At 64.5% G+C, this 605-nt stretch carries 1 protein-coding gene; it reads left to right on the top strand.

Annotated elements, in window-relative coordinates; all coding sequences use genetic code 11:
- Positions 1 to 194 precede the first annotated feature (194 nt).
- Positions 195 to 488: a chorismate mutase gene (locus AC01FP_RS18710; RefSeq protein WP_474482409.1), complete on the top strand. Its 294-nt coding sequence runs from the start codon at positions 195 to 197 to the stop codon at positions 486 to 488.
- Positions 489 to 605 lie beyond the last annotated feature (117 nt).

Raw genomic sequence — 605 nt, 5'->3', positions numbered from 1 at the left:
GCATTGACGGAATTCATGCCGCTCGCGGTCAGGGCGAGCATGGGGTCAAGCGTCGGGCGCTTGCGCGGCAGGGGAACGATGTCTGCGGTCATCGCTGGCGCCATGCGACCACGAAGCGCGCTTGGCAAGGGCCGAGAATCTCTTGCCGCAGAACGCTTGGAAACCGCCCTACCGCCGTGATAGGCGTGGCCGCGATGACTGACTCCGCACCCGACCCGCAGCTCGCCGCGTTCCGCCGCAGCATCGACAACATTGACGCCGCGCTGGTCCATATCCTCGCGGAGCGGTTTCGGATTACCCAGGCGGTTGGCGCCTACAAAGCGGCCAATGCCCTGCCCCCGTCCGACCCGGGCCGCGAGCAGGCGCAGATTGCCCGGCTGCGCAAGCTGGCGGAAGAATCCGACCTCGACCCCGAATTCGGCGAGAAGTTCATCCGCTTCGTGATCGAGGAAGTAATCCGCCACCACGAAAAGGCGCGCGGGGGCTAGGGAAAAACCCCTATTCCGCGTTTACCGGATGTTATGCTTGCCGCGCTATTAACCATGGCATGGCAAGCGTTCCGCATCTCCCGCTGGTATCGGCACCGGACTACTCCGGTCTGCTCG

The sequence above is a fragment of the Cyanobium sp. NIVA-CYA 375 genome, from assembly GCF_056108345.1.
Note: the sequence above shows the minus strand (reverse complement) of the source record. Positions and strands in the feature narration are given on the sequence as shown.